Origin of the sequence: Massilia agri, from assembly GCF_024753255.1 — a bacterium.
GTDB lineage: Bacteria > Pseudomonadota > Gammaproteobacteria > Burkholderiales > Burkholderiaceae_D > Telluria > Telluria agri.
In genome coordinates, this window is record NZ_JANUHA010000018.1 from 77,866 (window position 1) to 93,713 (window position 15,848).

15 protein-coding genes and 1 other RNA gene are annotated in these 15,848 nt (G+C 66.7%); 5 read left to right on the top strand and 11 right to left on the bottom strand.

What is annotated here, in order from left to right:
• Nucleotides 1-10 precede the first annotated feature (10 nt).
• Nucleotides 11-367 (top strand): hypothetical protein, encoded by a 357-nt coding sequence (locus tag NX780_RS20890; protein ID WP_258829810.1) that lies wholly within the window; start codon nt 11-13, stop codon nt 365-367.
• A gap of 215 nt (nt 368-582) precedes the next feature.
• Nucleotides 583-867, top strand: coding sequence for a hypothetical protein (locus NX780_RS20895; protein ID WP_258829811.1), 285 nt, complete (start codon nt 583-585; stop codon nt 865-867).
• On the opposite strand, the gene NX780_RS20900 is transcribed toward NX780_RS20895, so the two are convergent.
• From NX780_RS20900 to ubiD, 8 genes are all read right to left on the bottom strand, one after another.
• Nucleotides 785-1,705, bottom strand: a complete 921-nt coding sequence (locus tag NX780_RS20900) for a DUF2334 domain-containing protein (RefSeq protein ID WP_258829812.1) — start codon at nt 1,703-1,705, stop codon at nt 785-787. The genes NX780_RS20895 and NX780_RS20900 overlap by 83 nt on opposite strands.
• A 4-nt stretch (nt 1,706-1,709) precedes the next feature.
• Nucleotides 1,710-2,867: a glycosyltransferase family 4 protein gene (locus tag NX780_RS20905; RefSeq protein ID WP_258829813.1), complete on the bottom strand. Its 1,158-nt coding sequence runs from the start codon at nt 2,865-2,867 to the stop codon at nt 1,710-1,712.
• A 105-nt stretch (nt 2,868-2,972) separates the two neighbouring features.
• Complete coding sequence (recR, locus tag NX780_RS20910; RefSeq protein WP_258829814.1) at nt 2,973-3,563, bottom strand: recombination mediator RecR; 591 nt, start codon at nt 3,561-3,563, stop codon at nt 2,973-2,975.
• Between the two features lie 13 nt (nt 3,564-3,576).
• Nucleotides 3,577-3,903: a YbaB/EbfC family nucleoid-associated protein gene (locus NX780_RS20915; protein ID WP_121561271.1), complete on the bottom strand. Its 327-nt coding sequence runs from the start codon at nt 3,901-3,903 to the stop codon at nt 3,577-3,579.
• 41 nt (nt 3,904-3,944) lie between these two features.
• The gene (locus tag NX780_RS20920; RefSeq protein WP_258829815.1) at nt 3,945-6,077 is read right to left on the bottom strand and encodes a DNA polymerase III subunit gamma/tau; all 2,133 of its coding nucleotides are present in this window, start codon (nt 6,075-6,077) and stop codon (nt 3,945-3,947) included.
• Between the two features lie 143 nt (nt 6,078-6,220).
• Nucleotides 6,221-6,319: signal recognition particle sRNA small type (gene ffs, locus NX780_RS20925), an RNA gene on the bottom strand.
• Between the two features lie 52 nt (nt 6,320-6,371).
• The gene (locus NX780_RS20930) at nt 6,372-7,058 is read right to left on the bottom strand and encodes a type 1 glutamine amidotransferase domain-containing protein (RefSeq protein ID WP_258829816.1); all 687 of its coding nucleotides are present in this window, start codon (nt 7,056-7,058) and stop codon (nt 6,372-6,374) included.
• 78 nt (nt 7,059-7,136) lie between these two features.
• On the bottom strand, nt 7,137-8,621 hold the full coding sequence (gene ubiD, locus NX780_RS20935) for a 4-hydroxy-3-polyprenylbenzoate decarboxylase (protein WP_258829817.1): 1,485 nt from the start codon (nt 8,619-8,621) through the stop codon (nt 7,137-7,139).
• Between the two features lie 475 nt (nt 8,622-9,096).
• On the opposite strand from ubiD, the gene NX780_RS20940 reads away from it, so the two are divergent.
• Together NX780_RS20940 and NX780_RS20945 are read left to right on the top strand one after the other, a co-directional pair.
• Nucleotides 9,097-10,008, top strand: coding sequence for a transglycosylase SLT domain-containing protein (locus NX780_RS20940; RefSeq protein ID WP_258829818.1), 912 nt, complete (start codon nt 9,097-9,099; stop codon nt 10,006-10,008).
• 71 nt (nt 10,009-10,079) lie between these two features.
• A complete protein-coding gene (locus NX780_RS20945) occupies nt 10,080-10,550 on the top strand; it encodes a GNAT family N-acetyltransferase (RefSeq protein ID WP_258829819.1) in 471 nt (156 codons plus the stop codon).
• 118 nt (nt 10,551-10,668) lie between these two features.
• On the opposite strand, the gene nusB is transcribed toward NX780_RS20945, so the two are convergent.
• The 3 genes from nusB to ribBA all read right to left on the bottom strand — a co-directional run bounded on the left by nusB (nt 10,669) and on the right by ribBA (nt 12,805).
• Entirely contained in the window at nt 10,669-11,139 is a 471-nt protein-coding gene (gene nusB / locus NX780_RS20950; protein WP_258829820.1) for a transcription antitermination factor NusB, read from the bottom strand.
• Nucleotides 11,140-11,152: 13 nt separating this feature from the next.
• A complete protein-coding gene (gene ribH / locus NX780_RS20955; protein ID WP_258829821.1) occupies nt 11,153-11,632 on the bottom strand; it encodes a 6,7-dimethyl-8-ribityllumazine synthase in 480 nt (159 codons plus the stop codon).
• A 66-nt stretch (nt 11,633-11,698) separates the two neighbouring features.
• Nucleotides 11,699-12,805: a bifunctional 3,4-dihydroxy-2-butanone-4-phosphate synthase/GTP cyclohydrolase II gene (gene ribBA / locus NX780_RS20960; protein WP_258829822.1), complete on the bottom strand. Its 1,107-nt coding sequence runs from the start codon at nt 12,803-12,805 to the stop codon at nt 11,699-11,701.
• Nucleotides 12,806-13,167: 362 nt separating this feature from the next.
• On the opposite strand from ribBA, the gene NX780_RS20965 reads away from it, so the two are divergent.
• Entirely contained in the window at nt 13,168-15,837 is a 2,670-nt protein-coding gene (locus NX780_RS20965; RefSeq protein WP_258829823.1) for a two-component system response regulator, read from the top strand.
• The last annotated feature ends 11 nt before the right edge of the window (nt 15,838-15,848 follow it).

A 15,848-nucleotide genomic window follows, 5' to 3' on the forward strand; every position in this document is an offset into this window, starting at 1 on the left:
GAACAGACTTGTGATCACCTTCCTAGCGCGATTGATTTACCTCATACGGGTGCCGGGTCGCGACACTATGCTGAATTGCGCTGCCAGGACGGCGGCATGGGAGATGATGATGCGAATGTCGCTGTTGCAATGGTTAGTGCTCACCTTGGCGCTGGTCGCGTCCGCGTGCAGTACGCCTGAACGGCGCGCGGAACGGGTACGGCTTGCCATGGAACAGCGGATGGCGCTGCATGGCCCCGCTTGTGCCCGGCTCGGCAATGCGCCCAATACCGATCCCTGGCGCCACTGCGTCGTCGAACGCAGCTCACGGGCCGAGCTCGACGAACAATCGGGCTATCACATGGGCTGGCGGCACGGAATCTGGTAGCCCGGTCGCCCGCGCTGCGGCAATCCCGCTTGGCCTTGTCAGGCGGCGCCTACAGGAGAATTTCGACAGAGGAGAGACCATGCGGATGCGGTTCTTCGATGACCCGGTGTTGCGCACGCACGATTAAGATAGGCAAGGCAGATGATGAACGTGCGGCCTATACTGGAAGCAAATCATGAACCCGATCGCCAGGACGGCGAATACAGGAGAACATCATGCGCATCAAAGCTCTTCCCCTACTGGTCCTGCCCCTCCTGCTGGCAGCTTGTTCCACTCCGCAGCAGCGCGCCGAGCGCCTGCAGGCCGAAATGGCCGAACTGATGGCCATCTACGGACCGGCCTGCACCCGCCTGGGCTACGCCCCCAACAGCGACCCATGGCGCGAATGCGTGCTGCAATTGAGCACGCGCGACGAAGTCAGGCGCTATGGCCCGTCCTACTATGGCGGCTACGGTCCGCGTGGCTGGCGTGGAGGCGGCTTCTGGGGTCCGTACTGGTAAGCGTAGGGTTGCCCATCGTGCCGGCGGCCAGCAGGCGGCCGGCGAAGGCGGCCTTGGTCATGGCCGTGTGGCCATCCAGCAGCCGCGCCACCGTGGCCTGCGCATGGCGCAGCAGGCGCGGGTGATGCAGGTCGGGCGGATGCAGGCTGAGGCGGATCAGCGGACGCCGCGCCAGCAGCAGCGATAAGGCGTCCGCGAGCAAGGGCGAGGCCAGCCGGCCGCTGCGGTTCCGGGCGGCGTACACCAGGGAAGGCGACCACAGCGAGGCCGCTGCGGGTGAGGCTGTGAGCGCGATGTCCGGCGCGATGTCCGACGAATGCGCGCGCAGCAGGTGAAAACGGCTGAACGTGGTCGTGTAGTCGAAATCGAAGTCGCGCAACGCCTGCCAGGCGCCCTCGCCCATCAGCCAGGCCGGCGGCACGAAGCCGCGCACGGGCCAGCCGCGCTCGGCAAACCATTCCAGGCCCAGCCTGATGCGGCGCGCCGCCTCGACGGCATCGAGTGCGGCGAACTCCCCTTCCCGGCTATATCGTTCACGCAGAAAACGCTCCACCCATCCGCGTGCGGGAGGACCGCTGTCCAGGTGCGCCAGTCCATGCAGCGCCAGCTCGTCGCCGCGCGCGAGAAGCGCATCCAGCCCCGCTTCCATCCGGCGCAAGTCACCGCCGCCACGGTGATAGTGCGGCACCACCAGCCAGGTCAGCGGCACATCGGCAACGGCGCGGATGGCCTGCGCCAGACGGGCGCAATCGTCCCAGGTGGCCGGCGCGACGTCGTGAATCGAGATGCAGAGCGCTGACGGCTCCCGCCTGGCGCCGTCCCCGGCCTTCCCTTCCACTTTATCAGTCGCTGACACAGACACGGTCCAGCGCGTGCCGGGCGCCCGGACGGGCCGCCAGCAGGCTGCCGTACCGGTGCATGAGTTGGGGAAAGACCTGGCGCCAGTCGTACTGCTCCTGCGCCTTGTGGCGCGCCTGCGCGCCCAGCCGTCCCATGTCGCGCGCGTAGATCGCCTCGATGGCGCCGGCGAGGCTGTCGACGTCATTGGGCCGCGCGAGGATGCCGGTCTGCTCGTCCACCAGCTCGGCCACGCCGCCGCCGGTGGTGGCGACCACCGGCAGGCCGCAGGCCATCGCTTCGAGCACGATCAGGCCGAAGGTCTCGCAATCTCCCGGATGCACCAGCAGGTCGCAGCTGGCCAGCACGCCGGCCAGCGCCCGCTGGTCGCGCTGGAAGGGCATGAAGCTCACATGCGGATGGCGCGGCAGCTCGGCGCCGCCGCCGACCAGCAGCAGGTGGTAGCGCGGCCCCAGCTTGCCCACGGCGTCGATGAGGACCGGCAGTTTCTTGTCGGCGGTAAAACGTCCTGCATACACCAGCAGCCGCACATCGCCTGGCAAGCCGAGTTCAGTGCGCAGGGTGGCGCGGCGCCGGCTCGGGTGGAAGATCTCGCTGTCGATGCCGAGCGGCTGGTGCAGGGCATGGGCCACGCCCATGTCGTCGAGCTGGTGCACCATCAGCCGGCTTGGCGCCAGCACCAGGTCGAACTCGCGGTAGAGGTGGGCCAGGTACTTGCAGCTGCCCTGCGAGATGGCGTGGCCGAAGCGGTTCTCCACCAGGCGCGGCAGGTCCGAGTGATAGAAGGCGACGGCGGGAATGCCGAGCCGCTGTTGCAGCCGCAGCGCGGCCCAGGCGCAGTGGCCGGCGTCGCCCGCCTCGACGAGGTCTGGCTGGGCCGCGCGCAGCAGGCGCACCGCGGCCGCGACGGACAGGGGCATGCGGTAGCCGTGGATGCCGGGCAGCGTGACGGCGGGCACGCGCACCAGCGTGGGTGCGCCCGTCCCCTCGCTGTCATCGGCATCGCTTTCGCTGACGTTGGGACTGAAGATGGTATGACGCGCCCAGCCGAGACCAGCCAGCCAGCGCGCCTTCGCGTTGAGGTAGGTGCTGACGCCGCCCCCTTCGGCGGCATAGAACATCGTGATGTCGACAAGGTGCATGGGCGGTCCGCTGAAAGTGCCACCATAGCAGCCGCCCGCGGACCGGGTTTGCGCACACGCACGGTGGCGCGGCGCGGAGATGCTACGTGGCCGTCATGCGATCCATTATGCGCTGCGGCGATCGAGCATGGCGCGCGCTATCGTGCCCGCGTCGACATACTCGAGCTCGCCACCGACGGGCACGCCGCGCGCCAGCCGGCTGACTTTCAGGCCGCGCGCCTTGAGCATCTCGCTGATGTAGTGGGCGGTCGCTTCGCCCTCGTTGGTGAAATTGGTCGCCAGCACGACTTCGTTCACGACACCGTCCGCCGCGCGCCCGATGAGCTTGTCGAGGTGCAGGTCGCGCGGGCCGATGCCGTCGAGCGGCGAGAGCCGCCCCATCAGCACGAAATACAGGCCTTTATACGTGAGGGTCTGCTCGATCATCATCTGGTCGGCAGGGGTTTCGACGACGCACAGCAGCGTGCGGTCGCGCGACTCGTCGGCGCACAGCTCGCACACCTCGGTGTCGGCGAAGGTATTGCACATGGCGCAGTGGTGGACCGTGTCCACCGCCTGGTACAGCGCGCGCGACAGCATGGCCGCGCCTTCGCGGTCATGCTGCAGCAGGTGGAAGGCCATGCGTTGCGCCGACTTCGGACCGACGCCGGGCAGGCGCCGCAGCGCTTCGGTCAGGAAGTCGAGCGATCGCGACATATGCTATGCCGCCTCAGAACGGCATCTTGAAGCCCGGCGGCAGCGGCATGCCGGCGGTCAGGCCGCTCATCTTCTCGCTTGCCGTGGCTTCGGCCTTGCGCACGGCGTCGTTGAAGGCGGCTGCCACCAGGTCTTCCAGCATGTCGCGGTCGTCGCCCAGCAGCGACGGATCGATGGTGACGCGCTTGACGTCGTTCTTGCAGGTCATCACGACCTTCACCAGGCCCGCGCCCGACTGGCCTTCGACTTCGATCTGAGCCAGCTGCTCCTGCGCCTTCTTCATATTGTCCTGCATGGCCTGCGCCTGTTTCATCAAGCCTGCGAGCTGGTTTTTCATCATGGTCGTTTCTCCAAAAGTTCTGATGGGTTATTCGTATTATTTCAGGCGGCGGCCGGCTTCACCGATCCGGGCACGACGAAGGCGCCGAAGCTGCGTTCCATGGCCTGCACGAAGGGATCGCTTGCCACCAGGGCTTCGGCCTGGCGCTGGCGTTCCTCGCGCGCGGCCTTGGCCTCGGCGGCCGCCGTGTACCAGGTCGGTCCGATCTCGGTGTCGAGCGTGATCCGCACCTGCGGGAAGTGCTCCTGCAGCGCGGCGGTCAGCTTCTCGCTGTTGCCGCTGGCGCGCAGGGTATCGACCGGCACGCGCAGCTTGAAGGTCGCGGCCTGCTCGTGCGCCACGCATTCGATGAGTTCGGTCTGCAGCGCCAGCTGCTGGGCCACGCCGCGCAGCGGCAGGCTGGCGGCCAGGGCCGGCCAGTTGCCGTCCCAGCCGATGGCCGGGACCGGCGTGATCACGTAGGCATGCGGCGGCGCGGCAGGCGCCCGTTGTTGCGCCGGCGCCGGCGCAGTCACGACAGCCGGCGCATCGGCGGCGACGGCGGTGTCGTCGGAAAATTCGGTGACCCAGGAGGGAGGCTCGTCGTCGGCCGGTGCCTGCTGCATGCGCGCCTGGGGCTGCTGTTGCTGCGGCTGCACGGCCTGCGGCTGTGCCTGTTCCCAGGGCGGAGTCGAGCCCGGACGGGCCGCCGGCGCTGCCTGCATGGCAGTCGAAGGACCAGGGGCCGGCGGCGGTGCGCTTGGAGCCGGCGCGGGAGCGGGCGCCGCTGCCGCTTGTGGCGGGGGTGCTTCGGGGCGGGGCTTCGCGCCTCCGCCGCCCGGACGGCCCGATGCCGCGCGCGCAGCTTCCAGCGCCGCGTTGATGGCGGCTCTCGCCGAGGTCATGGCGGGCGCCGGTGCAGCCGGTGCTGCCGGAGCGGCGGGGGCCGGCGCCGCTGCCTGGGCAGGCGGCGCCTGGCGCGATGGCGCGACCGCCGCATGGCTGGCCGCGGCGACTGCCGCCGCACGCGCGCCCGGACCGGCGCCGGCCGCCATGGCCGGGGCCGGTGCCGCGGCCGGCTGCTCGGCGCCGCCCTGTCCCGGACGGAAGGCGAGCATGCGCAGCAGGGTCATGGTGAAACCGGCGTACTCGTCCGGCGCCAGGCCGATCTCGTTACGGCCGTGCACGGCGATCTGGTAATACAGCTGCACTTCCTGCGCGTCGAATGCCTGGGCCAGGCGCAGGATGTCGTTCAGTTCCGGCAGGTCTTGCGGCACGGCCGAGGGGACGGACTGCGCCAGCGCGATCCGGTGCAGCAGGGTGCCGAGGTCCTGCAGCGCGCCGTTGTACGACAGGCTGCGGCTGGCCATCTCGTCGGCCACCGCCATCAGGTCGGCGCCGTCCTGGGCCAGCAGCGCGTCCAGCAGGCGCACCAGGTACGACTGGTCGAGCGCGCCCAGCATGCCCTGCACGGCATCGAGCGTCACCTGGCCGGCGGCATAGGCGATCGCCTGGTCGGTCAAGGACAGCGCATCGCGCATCGAGCCGTGGGCGCCCTGGGCCAGCAGGCGCAGGGCCGGCTGCTCGTACGTGACGCCTTCCTGGCCGAGGATGTTCTCGAGGTGGCCCACGATGTGGCCCGGCGGCATTTGCTTCAGGTTGAACTGGAGGCAGCGCGACAGCACCGTGACCGGAATCTTCTGCGGGTCGGTGGTCGCGAGGATGAACTTGACGTGCGGCGGCGGTTCTTCCAGCGTCTTCAGCATGGCGTTGAAGGCGTGGTTGGTGAGCATGTGCACCTCGTCGATCATGTAGACCTTGAAGCGCGCATTGCTCGGTGCATACACCGCCTGTTCCAGCAGCTGGGCCATCTCGTCCACGCCGCGGTTCGAGGCCGCGTCCATCTCGATGTAGTCGACGAAACGGCCGGCATCGATCGCGCGGCAGGCTTCGCACACGCCGCAGGGCTCGGCCGTGATACCGCCCTGCCCATCCGGGCCCACGCAGTTGAGCGACTTGGCCAGGATGCGCGACAGCGTCGTCTTGCCGACCCCGCGCGTGCCCGTGAACAGGTAGGCATGGTGCAGGCGGCCCGTTTTCAACGCATGGGTCAGCGCACGGACGACGTGCTCCTGGCCAACCAGCGTTTCGAAGTTCTTGGGACGGTATTTGCGGGCGAGGACTTGATAGGACATACCCGGATTTTACCGCAGTTGGCGGCCGGGGCGAACAATCCGAGGCATGCCTGTCAACAACGTGGATTCGGCGGACGTGATTGAACAGCCGCGCTGCTGCGGGTCGCTCAAACAGGGGGAGTGTGAAACAGGAGGGAAGATAAAGAGGCGAGCCTGATCTGCGGCACTTGCGGTGAACGGCTTTGGCTGCTTCGTTCCCGACCTGACCAGGTAAACCATGCCGCAATGCGCAGGGGCCCGCCAGCGACCATTATACCCGACCCCACCGATTTTGGGGCCGGATCTTGCAGTCGCCTACCCGCGCCCTTTCAGGAGCGCCAGCAGGGCGTGGGCGCCCGGTTCCGACGAGGCCGGATTCTGCCCCGTGACGAGCAGGCCATCGGTGAGCACATAGGGCTCCCAATCGCCCGCCTTGCTGTACTGGCCGCCGTTTTGCACCAGCATGTCCTCGACCAGGAAAGGGACGACTTCCGTCAGGCCGACGGCGGCTTCCTCGCTGTTGGCGAAGCCGGTCACGCGCTTGCCCTTGACCACGGGCGCCCCATCCGGCCCTTTCACGCGCCCGAGCACGCCCGGCGCGTGGCAGACCGCCGCCACCGGCTTGCCGGCGGCAAGCATGGACTCGATCAGCCGGATCGAATCGGCATCCCCGGCCAGGTCCCACAGCGGGCCGTGGCCGCCGGGATAGAAAACGGCGTCAAATCCATCCGCGCTCACGCCGGCGAGCCTGACGGTATTCGCCAGGGCTTGCTGGGCGCGCGGGTCGGCGCGAAAGCGCCGGGTCGCTTCGGTCTGGGCGTCGGGCTCGTCGCTTTTCGGGTCGAGCGGCGGCTGCCCGCCCTGGGGCGAGGCCAGGGTGACGGTCGCGCCGGCATCCAGGAAGACATAATAGGGAGCGGCGAACTCTTCCAGCCAGAAGCCGGTCTTCTTGCCGGTGTCGCCGAGGCGGTCGTGCGAGGTCAGCACCATCAGGATGTTCATCACTGCCTCCAATGCGTGGTGGTCGAGGGCGCAGTCTACCCGCGCTCCGCCCGGCACGACGCACGCGATACCGTCACATCACAGGCCCAACTGCCCCCAGATGTCGTCCACGCGGGCTTTCACTTCCGGCGTCATGGCGATCGGCGTGCCCCACTCGCGGTTGGTCTCGCCCGGCCATTTATTGGTGGCGTCGATGCCCATCTTGCTGCCCAGGCCGCTGATCGGCGAGGCGAAGTCGAGGTAGTCGATCGGGGTGTTGTCGACCATGACGGTGTCGCGGGTCGGATCGACCCGGGTCGTGATCGCCCAGATCACCTCTTTCCAGTCGCGCACGTCGACGTCCTCGTCCACCACCACGATGAACTTGGTATACATGAACTGGCGCAGGAAACTCCAGACCCCGAACATCACGCGCTTGGCGTGGCCGGCGTACTGCTTCTTCATCTGCACCACCGCCATGCGGTAGCTGCAGCCCTCGGGCGGCAGGTAGAAGTCGGTGATCTCGCTGAACTGCTTCTGCAGCAGGGGGATGAAGACCTCGTTCAGCGCCACGCCCAGCACCGCCGGCTCGTCGGGCGGCTTGCCCGTGTAGGTCGAGTGATAGATGGGGTCGCGCCGCATGGTGATGCGGTCGACGGTGAACACCGGGAAGCTGTCCTGCTCATTGTAGTAGCCGGTGTGGTCGCCATACGGCCCTTCCAGCGCATGCTCGAAGCCGGACGGGTGGTTCTCGTCCGGATAGATATGCCCTTCGAGGACGATCTCGGCGGACGCGGGGACGCGCAGTTCGCTGCCGATGGCCTTCGCCAGGACGGTGCGCTGTCCGCGCAGCAGGCCGGCGAACTGGTATTCGGACAAGGCGTCCGGCACCGGCGTGACCGCGCCCAGGATGGTCGCCGGGTCGGCGCCCAGCGCCACCGCCACCGGATAGGGCTTGCCCGGATTGGCCAGCGCATGCTCGCGGAAATCGAGCGCGCCGCCGCGGTGGGCGAGCCAGCGCATGATCACCTTGTTCGGCCCCAGCACCTGCTGGCGGTAGATGCCCAGGTTCTGGCGCTTCTTGTTGGGACCCTTGGTGATCACCAGGCCCCAGGTGATCAGGGGGGCGATGTCGCCCGGCCAGCAGTGCTGGATCGGCAGCTTGCCCAGGTCGACGTCCTGCCCTTCCCACACGATTTCCTGGCAGGGCGCGCCGCGCACTTCTTTAGGGGCCATGTCCCACACGGCCTTCACGAGCGAACCGAGACCCATGATGTCCTTGAAGCCCTTGGGCGGCTCCGGCTCCTTCAGGCGCGCCAGCACGTGGCCGATATTGCGCAGTTCGCCGATGCTCTCGGCGCCCATGCCCAGCGCCACCCGGCGCGGGGTGCCGAACAGGTTGCCCAGCACCGGGATGCCATGCCCCGTCGGCTTTTCGAACAGCAGCGCGGGACCGCCGGCACGCAGGGTCCGGTCGCAAATCTCCGTCATTTCGAGGTGGGGCGACACCGGTACGCCAACATGCTTGAGCTCGCCCATTCGCTCGAGCTGAGCCATAAAGTCCCGCAAATCTGAATATTTCATCAAGTTTTGATCGTTATCTCGTCAGTAGAAGCTTGTTCAAGGCACCATGCCAAGTATCTGATTTGTTGAGCTTTTCCAAAATTTCGCTTTGGAAATCAGAACTAAAAGTAATAAGAGCGGATCGTGCTAGGGTTGACTTGGTATAAAGGAGCCACTAGAATCCGTCCTACTTGATGAGGCAGGCAAGTCTTTCTGACATGATTTTAGCTGTTCTCATGCATTCACGGGGTCGGGGCCCCACATGACATTTTTGAGGAGTGTTTTCACGGGGCGTCTGCCCTAACCCCCCGAGACAGTTGTTGAGCCACTGGTTCCACCCGCCTGGGTTTTTAGCAGCCAGCTGAAGCAAAGCAATGACGGCGTTAGTCGGCCGCGACGCGGCGACCTACGATATTTCTGATGCACGGCAAGCAGTCCGACACCGCGTTTACACGCTGTGACAGGAGCTCTTTTTTGCCGCGACAAGGGGAATTCGATGATCAATCGTTTCATCACGAGCGCAAGGCTCGTGCAATCCATGGCCAGCCAGCCAGTCACATGGTCTTCCATTGGCAAAGCGGCACGCGGTTTCGTCAATACCGCACGCAACACCCTGACCGTATTCGGTCTTTCCGCAGTCGCCATGCTGGCGCTGCTGTACACCAACGAAGACGTCGCCAAGCGCGTCTCGGACGTGCTGGATCCCCAGCCTGAAATCGTCGCCGTCGCCCCTAGCGCGCCTGCGGCCGCAATCACGCCGGTTGCCTTTACCGAAGCGGTGGAAACGAGTCACACCGACACCCACCATCTCGGCAACAGCAAGCAACAGCAATGGGTCACCTCCTGGCTGAGCAAGCGCTACCGCGTCGCCAGCGACGCCGCCAACATGCTGGTCTCGACCGCCTACATGACGGCGCACGAGGTCAAGCTGGACCCGCTCCTGATCCTCGCCGTGATGGCGATCGAATCGGGCCTGAACCCCTTCGCCGAGAGCCCGATGGGCGCGAAGGGTTTGATGCAGGTCATGGCCAAGGTTCACCATGACAAGTTCGAGGAAGTCGGCGGCCAGCAGGCGGCCCTGAATCCGGTCGCCAACATCAAGGTCGGCGCCCTGATCCTCAAGGACTACGTCAAGCGCACCGGCTCCGTCGAAGGCGGCCTGAAGACCTACGTCGGCGCCGCCGACCTGGAAACCGATTCCGGCTACGGTGCGAAAGTCCTGGCCGAATACAAGCGCCTGAAACAGGTGGCGCGCGGCCAGAAGGTGCCGACCACCACGCGGCAGGCAGCCCCGGCGCCGATCGTGGTCAAGCAGGCGCCGAGCGCCAAGCCGGTCGAGACCCCTGCCCCGGCTCCAGCGCCGACTCCGAGCGAGAACCACGGCTCGGAAACGCTGGCCACCCTGTAAGCCAGCAGAAAACACTCCTCACGGCCACCGCATGACGGTGGCTTTTTCTTTTTGGCCCTTGCCGTAAACCCATGATGCAAGACACGACGATTTCCCTCGCCGACCCGGCAAGCCCGGAGGCGCACGCCTGCCTGTCGCGGTACTTCGAGGAGTTGCAGCAGAGGTTCGACACCGGCTTCGATCCGGCCGCCAGCGTGTCGGCCAATCCGGAGGAGCTGGTGCCGCCTTCCGGCTACTTCCTCATCGCGAGGATCGATGGCGCCGCAGTCGCTTGCGGGGCGCTCAAGGTGCAGGGACAGGGCTTCGGCGAGCTGAAGCGGATGTGGGTGGCGCCGCAGGTGCGCGGCCGGGGCATCGCCAGGCAGCTGCTGGCGGCGCTGGAAGCGCAGGCGGTGGCGGCCGGGGTGCGGGTGCTGCGCCTGGATACGAGCCGGCATTTGCCGGAGGCGCATGCGCTCTATATAAAGAACGGCTACGTCGAGATCCCCGCATACAACGACAATCCCTACGCCGACCACTGGTTCGAGAAGCGCGTTTCGTAGGGGTGATCTGGTCCGGTGGACCAGATCACGCTACGCCGACCACCCAACAAAAGCAAAAAGCCACCGGGCGACGCCACGGTGGCTTTTCTACCTATATATAGTATAGAGCAGCGGCGAATCAGCGCTTCGCGTCCGCCCCCACTTCGTCCGGGCGCAGGGTGCTGGCCAGCTTGTCCAGCACGCCATTGACGTACTTGTGGCCATCGATGCCGCCGAAGGACTTGGTCAGCTCGACCGCCTCGTTGATCACGACGCGGTAGGGGATTTCCGGATGGTTCTTCAGCTCGTAGGCGCCCAGCAGCAGCACGCCGTGTTCGATCGGCGAGAGCTCGGCGATGCTGCGGTCGATCAGCGGTGCGATGACTTCGCGCAGCTCGACCGAGGTCGCGATGGCGCCGTTCAGCAGGTCGCTGAAGAACTCGCCATCCGCCTTGTCGAAGCCGTGGGCGCCGCGGATGTTGGTGACGACGGTGCGGGCCGGCTCATTGTTGAGCAGCCATTGGTACAGGCCCTGCAGCGCGAACTCGCGCGCGCGGTGGCGCGGCGTGCGGTTCTTGCTCGGGTTGGCGTGGGTGGTCTTGTCGGTCATTCTTCTTTCTTCCTTATTCTTCTTCGGCCTGCAGCTCTTCCAGCGCGAACAGCAGGTTCGACATCTCGACCGCCACGCGGGCCGCGTCGGCGCCCTTCTCGGCCATGCGCACTTCGGCCTGCTCGTCGTTCTCGGTGGTGAGAATCGCGTTCGCGATCGGCATCCCGTAGTCCAGGCCGATGCGGGTGATGCCGGCGCCCGATTCGTTCGAGACCAGTTCGAAGTGGTAGGTCTCGCCGCGGATCACCGCGCCGAGCGCGATCAGCGCGTCGAACTGCTGGGTCTCGGCCAGCTTCTGCAGCGCCAGCGGCGCTTCCAGGGCGCCCGGCACCGTGATGTGGAGGATGTCCTCGTCGGCCACGCCCAGGCGCTTGAGTTCCGCCAGGCAGGACGACAGCAGGCCGTGGCCGATGTCGGCGTTGAAGCGGGCCTGCACGATCCCGATGCGCAGGCCTTCGCCCGCCAGATTGCTTTCAAAAGTTGGTACCGTCATGGCTGGCCTCTTCTTTGTATGTATCTATATAGTAGTGTGTGTTGAATCGGGGGCGCGCGCTGTTCTTCAGGCGGCCGGCTGCGGCAGGTAGCCCGTCACTTCCAGGTCGAAGCCGGTCATCGACGGCATCTTGCGCGGGTTGGCCAGCAGCTGCATCTTGCCCACGCCCAGGTTGCGCAGGATCTGCGCGCCGATGCCGTAGGTGCGCAGGTCCATCGAGGCCGCGCGGGCGCTCCTCGCGCTCGTATCGCGCGGAGCGAACTGGGCGAACAGCTGGTCCGCGCTCTCGCCCGCATTGAGCAGCACGATCACGCCGTTGTCGCTGGCCTGGATCGCCTTCATGGCCGAGGCCAGGTCCCAGGAGTGGGTGCTGGCGCAGTTGCCCAGCACGTCCAGCAGGGACACCGGCTGGTGCACGCGCACCAGGGCTTGCTTGCCAGGCGCCGGTTCGCCGTGCACCAGGGCCAGGTGGGCCGAGCCGCTCGGCTTGTCGCGGTAGGCGACCAGGCGGAAGTCGCCGTGCACGGTGTGCAAGGGGCGCTCGGCTACGCGCTCGACCAGGCTTTCGTTCTGGCTGCGGTAGTGGATCAGGTCGGCGATGGTGCCGATCTTGAGGTTGTGCTCCTTCGCGAACTCGATCAGGTCCGGCAGGCGCGCCATGGTGCCGTCTTCCTTGATGATCTCGCAGATGACGGAGGCCGGGGTCAGGCCGGCCATCGCGGTCAGGTCGCAGCCGGCCTCGGTATGGCCGGCGCGCATCAGGACGCCGCCGTTCTGGGCGCGCAGCGGGAAGATGTGGCCCGGCTGCACCAGGTCGTCCGGGGTCGTGCCCTTGTTCACGGCCACCTGGATGGTGCGCGCGCGGTCGGCTGCCGAGATGCCGGTGGTCACGCCTTCCGCCGCCTCGATCGAGACCGTGAAGTTGGTGCCGAAGGAGGTGCCGTTCTTCGAGGTCATCATCGGCAGCGCCAGCTGGTCGCAGCGCTCTTCGGTGAGCGTCAGGCAGACCAGTCCGCGCGCATGGCGGATCATGAAGTTGATCGCTTCCGGGGTGACGAAGTCAGCGGCAAGCACCAGGTCGCCTTCGTTCTCGCGGTCTTCCTCGTCGACGAGAATGACCATGCGCCCTGCGCGCAGTTCGGCAACGATTTCCTCGGTGCTGGAAATAGACATACGGATTCCTCGGGATTTTTGCGTAATCCGCTATTTTAAAGGATTTACCGCTATCCAAGCGGAAGCCGATGCATTCTCACCAAGCACGGCGCTAGGCTTTCGTCAACGGGCGTTGCCACTAAGCAACATGCAATAATCTGCGTACATTTGTTCACACATAATTGTTAAGCTCACCCTTCTTGCATGCCACGAATCCTATGGCGTGGCGTGCTGACGCTTGACTCGATTATGATAAAGACATTGCGGCTGGTGAGCTTGCTGCGGCCTATGCCCGGCGCTGTTCAACCACTTTTCGGAGTTGCCATGGCGGTAGTTCCACATTCCTGCGGCCTTCCTGCGATCTGCACGGGAAGGCGGCGCTGATGGCCACGATCCTGATCGTCGACGATCGGCCGAGCAATCGTGTCTTCCTGAACGCGCTGCTCGGCTATACCGGCCATCGCCTGCTGGAAGCGGAAGACGGCGCCCAGGCGCTGGCGCTGGTGCGCAGCGAGCGTCCGGAACTGGTCATCACCGACATCCTGATGCCGGTCATGGACGGCTACGAGCTGGTCCAGCAAATCCGCAGCGATCCCGCACTGCGCGCCACCCGCATCATCTTCTTCTCGGCCGTCTACGCCGAGCGCGAGACCCAGGCGATGGCGGCGCGCTGCGGCGTGGCCACCGTGCTGCCCAAGCCGGCCGACGCCCAGCAGATCCTCGAAGCCGTCAACGCCGAACTGGGCGGAGGCGAAGCCGCGCCGCCACCAGCGCCCGAGATCACCGAGCGCGAGCGCGCCCTGCCCTTCGACCTGTGCGCGCGCCTGGGCGAACTCGAACGCATGTGCCTGGCCCTGATCGGCGAGCGCCGCGTCGAGACCCTCGCCGCCTCCTTCCTCGATGCCGCGCGCCGCGTGCTGCACGCGGACTATGCGGCCCTGTGCCTGATCGACCGCAACGAGCGCCACGTGCGCCACCTCGATTCCTGGTCGCTCGATACCTCCCTGTTCGAGTGCCATGCGCGCGACGAGATGCGCCTGCCGGGCGTCCTGATGCGCGCCCGCGCGCCGCTGCGGCTCTCCGAGGGCGATACCTTGCTGTCCAGCCTGCCTGCCGGCCATCCGGGCATCGGCAGCTTCCTCGGCCTGCAGGTGCACGACCTGCAGCACCCGCTCGGCTGGCTCTACTGCGCCCGCCATCCCGGCGCCCCGGCCTTCACCGAGGAGGAAGAGCGCTGGGCCACGGCCCTGGCCGCCCAGCTGGCGGTCGCCTACGAGAACCTGAACCTGTACGACGTGGTGCAGCGCCACGCCTCCCAGCTGCAGCTCGAGGCCCTGGCGCGCGCCGACGCCGACGCCGCCCTGCGCGAGAGCGAGCACCGGCTGGAGCTGGCCCGCCAGGTCTTCGACAGCACCCAGGAAGGCATCATGATGACCGATGCCGAAGCGAAGATCGTGGCGGTCAACCCGGCCTTCGAGCAGATCACCGGTTACCGCGAGGCCGAAGTCATGGGATTGACTCCCCGCATCCTGCGCTCGGGCCGGCACGACGCCACCTTCTACCGCGACATGTGGAACTGCCTGGAGAAAGACTGGCAATGGCGCGGCGAGATCTGGAACCGCCGCAAGAACGGCGAAGTCTATCCGGAACGCACCAGCATCAGCGCGGTGCACGACGATGCCGGCAAGCTCACGGCCTATGTCTCGGTGTCGACCGACCTGTCGGCCCTGAAGGCCGCCCACCACCAGCTCGACTTCCTGTCGAACCACGACGCCCTCACCCTGCTGCCGAACCGCTCCCTGTTCAACGACCGCCTGCAGCAGGCGATCGCCGCGGCGCGCCAGGGCGACGGAGAATTGGCGCTACTGCTGTTCAATGTCGACCGCCTGTCCCGCATCAACGACAGCCTGGGCCATGCGGCCGGCGACGCCGTGCTGCGCGAAGTGGCCAGGCGGGTCAGCGAGATCGCCGGCCCGACCGACACCCTGGCGCGCCTGTCCGGCGACGAATTCGTGCTGCTGCTCACCAGCTGCCACGACAACGAGGACATCATCCTGGCCGCGCGCCGCCTGATCGACGCCATCGCCCAGCCGCATACGGTGGGCGGGCATGACGTGGTGGTGACCGGCAGCGTCGGCATCAGCATCTTCCCGCGCGACGGCGCGGCCCCCGGCGACCTGCTCAAGGCGGCCGACGCGGCCCTGGGCGACATGAAGAAGTCCGGGCGCAACGGCTTCCGCTTCTTCAAGGGCGAAATGAATGCCCAGGCCCTGCGCTGGCTGGCGCTGGAAACCCGGCTGCGGCGCGCCATCGAGCGCGGCGAGCTGGCCCTGCACTACCAGCCACAGATTTCCCGCATCGAAGGCAGTGTGGTCGGCATGGAAGCCCTGCTGCGCTGGCGCAGCGAAGAAATCGGCGTGGTCTCGCCGGGCGACTTCATCCCGCTCGCCGAGGACACCGGCCTCATCCACCCGATCGGCGAATGGGTGATCCGCCAGGCCTGCTTCCAGAACAAGGCCTGGCAAAACGCCGGCCTGCCGCCCGTGAAAGTGGCCGTTAACGTCTCGGCCAACCAGTTCAAGGCCGGCTCGGTGAGTGCCATGGTGCACAAGGCGCTCGCCGACAGCGGCCTGGCGCCGCGCTACCTGGAAGTGGAACTGACCGAGAGCGTGATGCTGGGCGACAGCGCCGTCGCGGAAGCGCAGATGGCGGAGTTGCGCGCCATGGGCGTGTCGCTGTCGCTGGACGACTTCGGCACCGGCTACTCCTCGCTGGGCTACCTGTCGCGCTTCCCGCTCGACAAGCTCAAGATCGACCAGGCCTTCGTCCGCAACATCACCACCGAGCAGCGCAGCGCCGCCATCGCCCAGGCCACTATCGCCCTGGCCCAGGGCCTGTCGCTGTCGGTCGTGGCCGAGGGCGTGGAAACCATCGGGCAGCGCGACTTCCTGGGCCTGATCGGCTGCGACGTGATGCAAGGCTTCCTGTACAGCCGCCCGGTGCCGGCGCACGAGATGGCCCAACTGCTGGCGAAGGGGCGTGTGGCGGTCTGAACTCCGCTTTT

Excerpts from the sequence above, each read along its gene's own strand:
- NX780_RS20905 (WP_258829813.1), bottom strand. The coding sequence starts at position 2,867 with ATGCACCTTGTCGACATCACGATGTTCTATGCCGCCGAAGGGGGCGGC.
- NX780_RS20915 (WP_121561271.1), bottom strand. The coding sequence starts at position 3,903 with ATGATGAAAAACCAGCTCGCAGGCTTGATGAAACAGGCGCAGGCCATG.
- nusB (WP_258829820.1), bottom strand. The coding sequence starts at position 11,139 with ATGACCGACAAGACCACCCACGCCAACCCGAGCAAGAACCGCACGCCG.
- NX780_RS20940 (WP_258829818.1), top strand. The coding sequence starts at position 9,097 with ATGATCAATCGTTTCATCACGAGCGCAAGGCTCGTGCAATCCATGGCC.
- NX780_RS20895 (WP_258829811.1), top strand. The coding sequence starts at position 583 with ATGCGCATCAAAGCTCTTCCCCTACTGGTCCTGCCCCTCCTGCTGGCA.
- recR (WP_258829814.1), bottom strand. The coding sequence starts at position 3,563 with ATGTCGCGATCGCTCGACTTCCTGACCGAAGCGCTGCGGCGCCTGCCC.
- ribH (WP_258829821.1), bottom strand. The coding sequence starts at position 11,632 with ATGACGGTACCAACTTTTGAAAGCAATCTGGCGGGCGAAGGCCTGCGC.
- NX780_RS20945 (WP_258829819.1), top strand. The coding sequence starts at position 10,080 with ATGATGCAAGACACGACGATTTCCCTCGCCGACCCGGCAAGCCCGGAG.
- NX780_RS20965 (WP_258829823.1), top strand. The coding sequence starts at position 13,168 with ATGGCCACGATCCTGATCGTCGACGATCGGCCGAGCAATCGTGTCTTC.
- NX780_RS20930 (WP_258829816.1), bottom strand. The coding sequence starts at position 7,058 with ATGAACATCCTGATGGTGCTGACCTCGCACGACCGCCTCGGCGACACC.
- NX780_RS20920 (WP_258829815.1), bottom strand. The coding sequence starts at position 6,077 with ATGTCCTATCAAGTCCTCGCCCGCAAATACCGTCCCAAGAACTTCGAA.
- ribBA (WP_258829822.1), bottom strand. The coding sequence starts at position 12,805 with ATGTCTATTTCCAGCACCGAGGAAATCGTTGCCGAACTGCGCGCAGGG.
- ubiD (WP_258829817.1), bottom strand. The coding sequence starts at position 8,621 with ATGAAATATTCAGATTTGCGGGACTTTATGGCTCAGCTCGAGCGAATG.